This is a genomic window from Amycolatopsis thailandensis (assembly GCF_002234405.1).
In the GTDB taxonomy this organism is placed as follows: domain Bacteria; phylum Actinomycetota; class Actinomycetes; order Mycobacteriales; family Pseudonocardiaceae; genus Amycolatopsis; species Amycolatopsis thailandensis.
On the sequence record NZ_NMQT01000058.1, the window covers coordinates 1 to 7660 of the forward strand.

General features: G+C 67.7%; 8 protein-coding genes. 2 read left to right on the forward strand and 6 right to left on the reverse strand.

Translation table 11 applies throughout. The features are described from left to right. The 4 genes from CFP71_RS16715 to CFP71_RS16730 form a co-directional block, all read right to left on the reverse strand. The coding region (locus CFP71_RS16715; protein ID WP_143267104.1) for a twin-arginine translocation signal domain-containing protein at positions 1 to 227 on the reverse strand (227 nt) is incomplete at its 3' end. A 178-nt stretch (positions 228 to 405) separates the two neighbouring features. Then, positions 406 to 2448: a PhoX family protein gene (locus tag CFP71_RS16720; protein WP_093934780.1), complete on the reverse strand. Its 2043-nt coding sequence runs from the start codon at positions 2446 to 2448 to the stop codon at positions 406 to 408. Positions 2449 to 2545: 97 nt separating this feature from the next. After that, a complete protein-coding gene (locus CFP71_RS16725; RefSeq protein WP_039920039.1) occupies positions 2546 to 3763 on the reverse strand; it encodes an MFS transporter in 1218 nt (405 codons plus the stop codon). Continuing rightward, positions 3753 to 4223 (reverse strand): MarR family winged helix-turn-helix transcriptional regulator, encoded by a 471-nt coding sequence (locus tag CFP71_RS16730; protein ID WP_093934781.1) that lies wholly within the window; start codon positions 4221 to 4223, stop codon positions 3753 to 3755. Before CFP71_RS16730 ends, CFP71_RS16725 begins: the two co-directional genes overlap by 11 nt. A 77-nt stretch (positions 4224 to 4300) precedes the next feature. On the opposite strand from CFP71_RS16730, the gene CFP71_RS16735 reads away from it, so the two are divergent. After that, on the forward strand, positions 4301 to 4936 hold the full coding sequence (locus tag CFP71_RS16735) for an HAD family hydrolase (protein ID WP_093934782.1): 636 nt from the start codon (positions 4301 to 4303) through the stop codon (positions 4934 to 4936). Between the two features lie 83 nt (positions 4937 to 5019). Here the strand turns inward: CFP71_RS16735 and CFP71_RS16740 are convergent, their stop codons facing one another. Both CFP71_RS16740 and CFP71_RS16745 read right to left on the reverse strand, forming a co-directional pair. Continuing rightward, positions 5020 to 6102 carry an inositol-3-phosphate synthase gene (locus tag CFP71_RS16740; protein WP_093934783.1) on the reverse strand — a complete coding sequence of 361 codons (1083 nt, stop codon included), beginning with the start codon at positions 6100 to 6102 and terminating at the stop codon, positions 5020 to 5022. Between the two features lie 62 nt (positions 6103 to 6164). Continuing rightward, entirely contained in the window at positions 6165 to 6710 is a 546-nt protein-coding gene (locus CFP71_RS16745) for a PadR family transcriptional regulator (RefSeq protein WP_005168208.1), read from the reverse strand. Between the two features lie 247 nt (positions 6711 to 6957). Here CFP71_RS16745 and CFP71_RS16750 point away from each other — a divergent pair, with 247 nt between their 5' ends. Next, entirely contained in the window at positions 6958 to 7371 is a 414-nt protein-coding gene (locus tag CFP71_RS16750; RefSeq protein WP_093934784.1) for a DUF5318 domain-containing protein, read from the forward strand. Positions 7372 to 7660: the final 289 nt, after the last annotated feature.

Sequence of the window (7660 nt, forward strand, 5' to 3'; positions counted from 1 at the left end):
GACAGCGCGGCGAAGCCACCGGCGGCCGCCGCCATCACGGCGCTCGCCTTCAGCGCGCCACGGCGGGACAGCATGTTCTTGACGACGTCGCCGAAGTACTCGTTGTCCGACGTGTTGGGCTCGGGGTGGGCGCACGCGTTGCCGCAGCGGTACTCGCAGGTGACCGCGGAGCGGCCACCGGGGTGGGAGGTGATCAACGGCAGGAGCCGCTGAGGCTCGAAGGACACAGGGCCTCCATGGTCGCGGTGGGTTCACGTAGTCCAGTCGGGGGAACGCCGTGACGTTAAGCGACCAAAAAGAGCCGGTCCTGACCACAAGATGAACAGCGCGCGAACGAGCGATGGCGCGCTGCCGGACCGGCGGCGCGCCATCGACGAAAAGTACTGCTAGATCGTTGCTTGTCGACTAAGAACCGATGTCCGACAGGCCGTGCCTGCCGGGTTTCCAGACCGCCACCACCGACGGGCGGGGCTGGTTTTCGCCGCCGTCGGGCCAATGGGAGGCCGGTTTGTCGGCATTCGCCCCGTCCACTTCACCCGGATGCTGGACACAGACCGTGACGATTTTCTCTTCGACGATCGGACCGCAGGTCTCCGCGCCGCGGGGCACGGTGAGGAAGAGCTTCAGCTCTCCGCGATTCCGGCCTTCCAACGGAACCGAGTACAGGCCGTCGTTGATGCCGAGCGCGCCCGCCGAGTCGGTGGAGATCCACAGGTTGCCGTGTTTGTCGAAGGCGACGTTGTCCGGGCTGGAGATCGGCGAGACCTGGTCCTTGGGGAACCCGGCGAAATAGGTGTCCGGCGACGACGGATCACCGCACACCAGGAACAGCCGCCAGCTGAACGTCAGCGCCAGCGCGTCCCCGCGTCGTTCCTCGAACTCCAGCACCTGACCGTGCTTGTTGTTCAGCCGCGGGTTGGGCTCGGTGGCGCCTTCCTTGCCGGGGTTTCCGCGTTCGACGTTGTTGCTGAGCGCGCAGTAGATCCGGCCGGTGCGCGGATGCGCCTGGATGTCTTCGGGGCGGTCCATCTTGGTCGCGCCGACGCGGTCGGCCGCCTCGCGAGTGAAGACGTAGACCTCTTCGGCGGTCATTCCGTCCACAAAGGACTTCTTGCCGGAGGCGAGCGGGATCCATTCGCCGCTGCCGTCGAATTCGCCGTCGCTCGGCAGTTTCCCGGTGCCGTCGATCTCGGCGGCCGGGCTGTCGCCGGTGAACCGGCCGACGTACAGCGTGCCGTCGTCGAGCAGGGTCATGTTGTGCCGCCGGGCATGCGCGCTGTCGCCCGGCTTCATGCGGCCCTTGGAGATGAACTTGTAGATGTACTCGAAACGCTCGTCGTCACCGGAGTAGGCGACCACGCGGCCGTCCTTGGCGACGCGGATGTTCGCCGTCTCGTGTTTGAACCGGCCGAGATGCGTGTGCTTGACCGGGGTGCTGTCCGGATCGTTCGGATCCAGTTCGATCACCCAGCCGAACCGGTGGGCCTCGTTCGCTTCCCTGGCGATGTCCCAGCGCGCGTCGAACCGCTCCCATTTCCGGGTGGTCGCGGTGCCCTTGATGCCGTAGCGCGCGTACCGCTTGCGTGCCACGGGATCGGTCACCGTTTCCGCGTTCCCGAAGTACTGGTTGATGTTCTCTTCGCCGGACAGGATCGTGCCCCAGGGCGTGACTCCGCCCGCGCAGTTGTTCATCGTGCCCAGCACCACCGTGCCGGTCGGGTCGGCGGCGGTCTTGAGCAAGTCGCTGCCCGCTGCTGGGCCGGTCACCTTGAACGGGGTGTGCAGCGTGATCCGCCGGTTGTAGCGGGACATCTTGGGCCGCAGGTGCCCGGTGTCGCGTCCGCGCGACACCTGGACGACGGTGAGGCCGTGCGCGGCCCACGCGATCTTGACCTGTTCCTCGGTGGGGTTGTCCCGGTCGTAGCCGCGGAACATGAACTCTTCCGAGGTGTACTCGTGGTTCGTCACCAGGAGCGAGGAAAGCCCCCAGCGATCGAGCGGCAGCAGCGCGGCGAAGTCGCAGTTGTAGCCGAACTGCTTCGCCTGCGCCGCGGCGGTCTGGTGGTCGAAGTCGAACTCCGGCGCGCCCGGCAGCACCGCGTCACCCCAGCGGATCACGATGCCCTGTTCGTAGCCTTCGGGCACCACGACGGCGTCGAGCGTGTTCGGCTGGACGCGTTTGTAGTCGGTGCCGGGTGGCGGTTTCGGGCGTCCGGCGGGTGCGGCGGACGCGGGTGCCGCCAGAGCGAGTGGCGTGCCGGCGGCGAGTGCGACGACGGCGGTCGCCTTGAGCGCGCCACGACGGCTCACCGCGCCGAGCACGTCGGCGAAGGTGGGGTTGTCCGAAGTGTTCGGCGCGTCGTGGAAGCACGCGTCACCACAGCGATAGGTACAGGTCACTGACGCCCGGCTTGGTGAGTGGCCGGCCAGCAACGGAAGGAACTTCACGCGGACCTCCGGTCAGGCAGTTCGGGAGGTCGACGCTAAGGCAAGGGACCAACGGGAGGAAACCCCCCGTTGGCCCATTGTTCACTTTCCGTACAGATCAGAACTCTTCGCCGACGAGCGCGGCCTCCTCGGGCACCCGGTACACGTCCGGCTTGGTGCGGCGCGCGGCCAGCAGTCCACCGGCGAGCACGCAGAGCACGGCGGCCACCAGGAACGGCGCGTGCGGCGAGCCGAACCACTCGGCCACGTGGCCGACCAGGGTGGCGGCCACCGCGCCGCCCATCCAGCGGAGGAAGTTGTAGCCCGCGCTGGCGACCGGGCGGGGAGCGTCGCTGATGGACATCGCCATCCCGGTGAACAGCGTGTTGAGCAGGCCGGACACCAGACCCGAGGCGATGATCGCGGCCACCAGAACGGGCTTGCTCGGCACCAGCATCACCGCGAGCAGCACGGCGTAGGCGAGCACCGCCAGCACGGTCGCGTGCCGTTCGCCGAACTTCGCCGCGAGCCGCGGGGCGAGGACCACACCGGCCACCGCCACGCACAGACCCCAGCCGCAGAACACCAGGCCGACCGCGACCGCGCTCCACTCCAGCACGAACGGCGACCAGGCGAGGACGGCGAAGAACGCCGCGGTGTAGAGGGCGGAACCGATCGAAGTGCGCAGGAGACCGGTGTGCTTGAGGGCGCGGATCGGATCGAGCAGGCGGATACGTGGCCGGTCCTCGTGGGCGTCCTTGCGGAGGAAGACCGCGCAGAGCACCAGCGCGCCGGCCATCAGCAGGGCCGTGCCGAAGAACGGGCCGCGCCAGGAGATGCTGCCGAGCAGGGCGCCCAGCAGCGGGCCGACCGCGAGGCCGACCCCGAGCGCGGCTTCGTAGAGCAGGATCGCGCCGGACTGCCCGCCCGCGGCGGCGCCGACGATCACCGACAGCGCGGTCGCGATGAAGAAGGCGTTGCCCAGGCCCCAGACCGCGCGCAACCCGACGAGCTGCTCGATCGAGCCCGCGGCGGCGCAGAGCGCGGTGGCCAGCACGATCAGCGACAGACCGGTGATCACCGTGCGTTTGGCGCCGAAGCGGGCACTCATGGCGCCGGTGAAGAGCATGGCCACCACCTGGACACCCAGGTAGGAGGAGAACAGCAGGGTCACTTCGGACGGCGTCGCGTGCAGGCCCTCGGCGATCGACAACAGGATCGGGTCGACCAGCCCGATGCCCATGAACGCGATGACCGCGGCGAACGCGGTGATCCATACCTGTTTGGGCTGTCCTTTGAGAGCGTCCAACAGGCTCGAGTGGGACTCAGCGCTCATCGCGGATCAGTTCCTCCTTCTTGTCTTCTTGAATTTCCTGCCGCAGCAACCTGGTGAGAGCGGGGAGCGCGGCTTCGATCGCGGCGCGGTCGTGCTCGTCCAGTTCGAGGAGCCGCTCGCGGAGGAATTCCTCCCTGGCGACGATCAACTGGCGATGGAAGCGCTGCCCCACCTCGGTGACCTCGACGAGCACGGCGCGGCCGTCGGCGGGGTCGGGACGGCGGCTGACCAGGCCGAGCCGTTCGAGACGGCGTACGACGTCGGTCATCGTCGGCATCCGGACCCGTTCGAGGTCGGCGAGCGTGCTCATCCGGCGCGGGCCGCCGTTCAGCAGTTCCGACAGCACCGACCCCTGCGTGAGGGTGAGCTGCACCTGCGGGGTCTCCCGGCGTACGAGGTAGTACAGCCGGAACACCAGCGGGCGGAGCCGATGTGCGAGGTCGGCGACTTTCGTGGTCACTTAGCCATGCTAACTAAAATTACTGAGCATGGCTAAGTAATCTGCCGCACAGGATGCCAGCGCCTAGGGTTGAGGGTGTGGAAGCGGTGATCTTCGATCTCGACGGTGTCCTGGTGGATTCGGAAACGACGTGGGACGAGGTCCGCCGGGCGGTCGTCGACGAGTTCCACGGCACCTGGCGGGACGAGTCGACCAGGGCGATGCAGGGGATGAGCACCCCGGAATGGGCCGCCTACCTGGCCCACGATCTGGGCGTCCAGCTTCGGCCGGCGGACGTCGCACAGGTGGTCATCGAGCGGATGGCGCGGCGATACGCGGAGAAACCGCCGATCATCCCGGGCGGTCCGGACGTCGTGCGCGAGGTCGCGAAGCACTGGCCGGTGGCGATCGCGAGCTCGTCGCCGCCGCTGCTGATCAAGGCCTTCCTGGACATCACGCGGCTGCCGGTGCCGACGGCGGTGTCCTCGGAGCAGGTCGGCGCGGGGAAACCGGCGCCCGACGTCTATCTGAAGGCGGCCGAGCTGCTGGGCGCGGAGCCGAAGAACTGCGCGGCCGTGGAGGACACGACGAACGGGCTGCTCGCGGCGCTGGCGGCGGGGATGACGGTGTACGCGGTGCCGAACCCGCACTTCCCGCCGGATCCGGCGGTGCTGGCGCGGACGACGGTGGTCGGGTCGATCACGGATCTGCCGGCGGCGCTTCCCGAGGCCTGACCCGGCTTACGCGAGTGCTATGAAGGGGCCTTTCATCGCAAATTTTGCGATGAAAGGCCCCTTCATAGCGCGCTACTGGAGGGTCACGCCTCGCCGGCGATGAACTTCTCCACCTCGTCGCGCGCGGTCGCGTCGTCGTACTGCTCCGGCGGCGACTTCATGAAGTACGAAGAAGCCGACAGGATCGGGCCGCCGATGCCGCGGTCCTTCGCGATCTTCGCGGCGCGCACGGCGTCGATGATGATGCCCGCCGAGTTCGGCGAGTCCCACACCTCGAGCTTGTACTCCAGGTTCAGCGGCACGTCGCCGAACGCGCGGCCCTCGAGCCGGACGTAGGCCCACTTGCGGTCGTCGAGCCACTGCACGTAGTCGGACGGTCCGATGTGGACGTTGCCCTTGCCGAGCTCGCGGTCGACCTGCGAGGTGACCGACTGGGTCTTCGAGATCTTCTTCGACTCGAGCCGCTCCAGCTCCTTCATGTTCAGGAAGTCCATGTTCCCGCCCACGTTGAGCTGCATCGTCCGGTCGAGCTGGACGCCGCGGTCCTCGAACAGCTTCGCCAGCACGCGGTGCGTGATGGTGGCGCCGACCTGGGACTTGATGTCGTCACCGACGATCGGCACGCCGGCCGCGCGGAACTTCTCCGCCCACTCGGGGTCGGAGGCGATGAACACCGGCAGCGCGTTGACGAACGCCACACCGGCGTCGATGCACGCCTGCGCGTAGAACTTGTCGGCCTCTTCGGAACCCACCGGCAGGTAGGAGACGAGCACGTCGACCTCGGCCTCGCGCAGCGCCGCGACGACGTCGACCGGAGTCTCGTCGGACTCCTCGATGGTCTCGCGGTAGAACCGGCCGAGTCCGTCGTAGGTGTGACCGCGCTGCACGGTGACGCCGAGCGGCGGCACGTCGGCGATCTTGATGGTGTTGTTCTCGCTCGCGAAGATCGCCTCGGACAGATCGCGGCTGACCTTCTTGGCGTCCACGTCGAACGCGGCCACGAACTCGATGTCGCGGACGTGGTACTCGCCGAACACGACGTGCATCAAACCGGGCACGCGGGTGCCGGGATCTGCGTCGCGGTAGTACTGAACGCCCTGGACCAGCGAGGCAGCACAGTTGCCGACGCCCACGATGGCCACCCGAACGCGGCGGTTCTCGCCCATGCCGGTTTCTCCTTCATTAGTCCAACAGTTGTAGGTAATCCACAGCGGGCACGGAGAGCGCCTCAGGTCTCCGGTCCGCGCTGCTCGGCCTGTTCGTGCGCGATGAGCTCGTTGAGCCAGCGCACCTCCCGCTCACTGGACTCCAGCCCGAGCCGGTGCAGCTCACGGGTGTAGCGGTCGATCTTCTCCTCGGCCCGCGCCATCGCCGTCCGAAGTCCTTCTCGACGCTCCTCGACCCGACGACGCCTGCCTTCCAGGATTCGCATCCTGACGTCGGCCGGTGTCCTCGAAAAGAACGCCAGGTGGACGCCGAAGCCTTCGTCGTCCCAGGTCTGCGGGCCGGCGTCGCCGAGTAGTTCGGCGAACCGTTCCTTGCCCTCGGCGGTGAGCTTGTACACGCGCTTGCCCCGGCGTGCCCATGCCCGGTCTTCCACCTCTTCGAGCTCCTCGACGAGGTAACCGGCACGAAGCAGCCGACGCAGTGTCGGGTACAGCGAGCCGTACGAGAACGTCCGGAACATCCCGAGCGTCTCATGCAAACGTTTGCGCAGGACGTAACCGTGCATGGGGGTCTCGTGCAGCAGCCCCAAGATCGCGAGCTCGAGCACATCGCACCCCCTTCCGGGAACAAACCGCGACCGGTCACGTTGGCCACCGTGACCGGCTCGGTCAACCTACCGGCCCACTATATCGCGCCGATACATCGAAGTGGTGTAGCTAACCCCGATCGAGCGCTTCGGAACCGGACTAAATTCACCGGACAGTTATCGAATTGTCGGCGTGTCCGACCGCATACCCACCGTTCCGCCGAGAACGGGGCGTGGACCACACAGCAAGAGCCCGTACTCTGTTGGCGTGCGAAACCAGCGGCAGGTCGTGGACTACGCCTTACAGCGGCGCGCGCTGCTCAAGGGCGTCCACTCCGGACGGGTCGGCACATACGACGTCTGCGACGCGGGTCCGTACCTCCTGCGGGCCGCGAAATTCCACGGACGACCAGGTGAACAGGACTGCCCGGTCTGTCACCGGGAGGAACTGACCCTGGTGTCCTGGGTGTACGGCGAGGAGCTCAAGCACGTCGCCGGATCCGCCAAGACGCCGGACGAGCTGGTACGGATGGACGGGCACTTCGCCGAGTTCACCGTCTACGAGGTCGAGGTCTGCCGGAGCTGTCACTGGAACCACCTGGTGCGGTCCTACGTCCTCGGTACGGGAGATCCGGGCACCACCCGGCCACGGACCCGGTCGCAGAGGACAGCGGGTCAGTGACAGGTATCGAAAACGCAGTTGAGCACAGAGCGGCGTCCCCCGAAGCGCCGGTCTGGGAGGCCCATTCGTGAACGACGACCGCAATCGCTCCTGGCCAGGCCAGGAGCCTGATGCACCTCGCCGTGCCCAATGGCCGGGCGAAGACGACGAACCCGGCTGGCCGGGCGAGGAACCCCCGCGCCGCCCCCAGCGCCGGACCCCTCCGAGCGGTACCCACCGCTCGGCGCCGCCGAGATCCCCCGCTCCCCGTTCCGACCCGCGCGCCTCGGCCCCGCAATGGCCCGGCGGC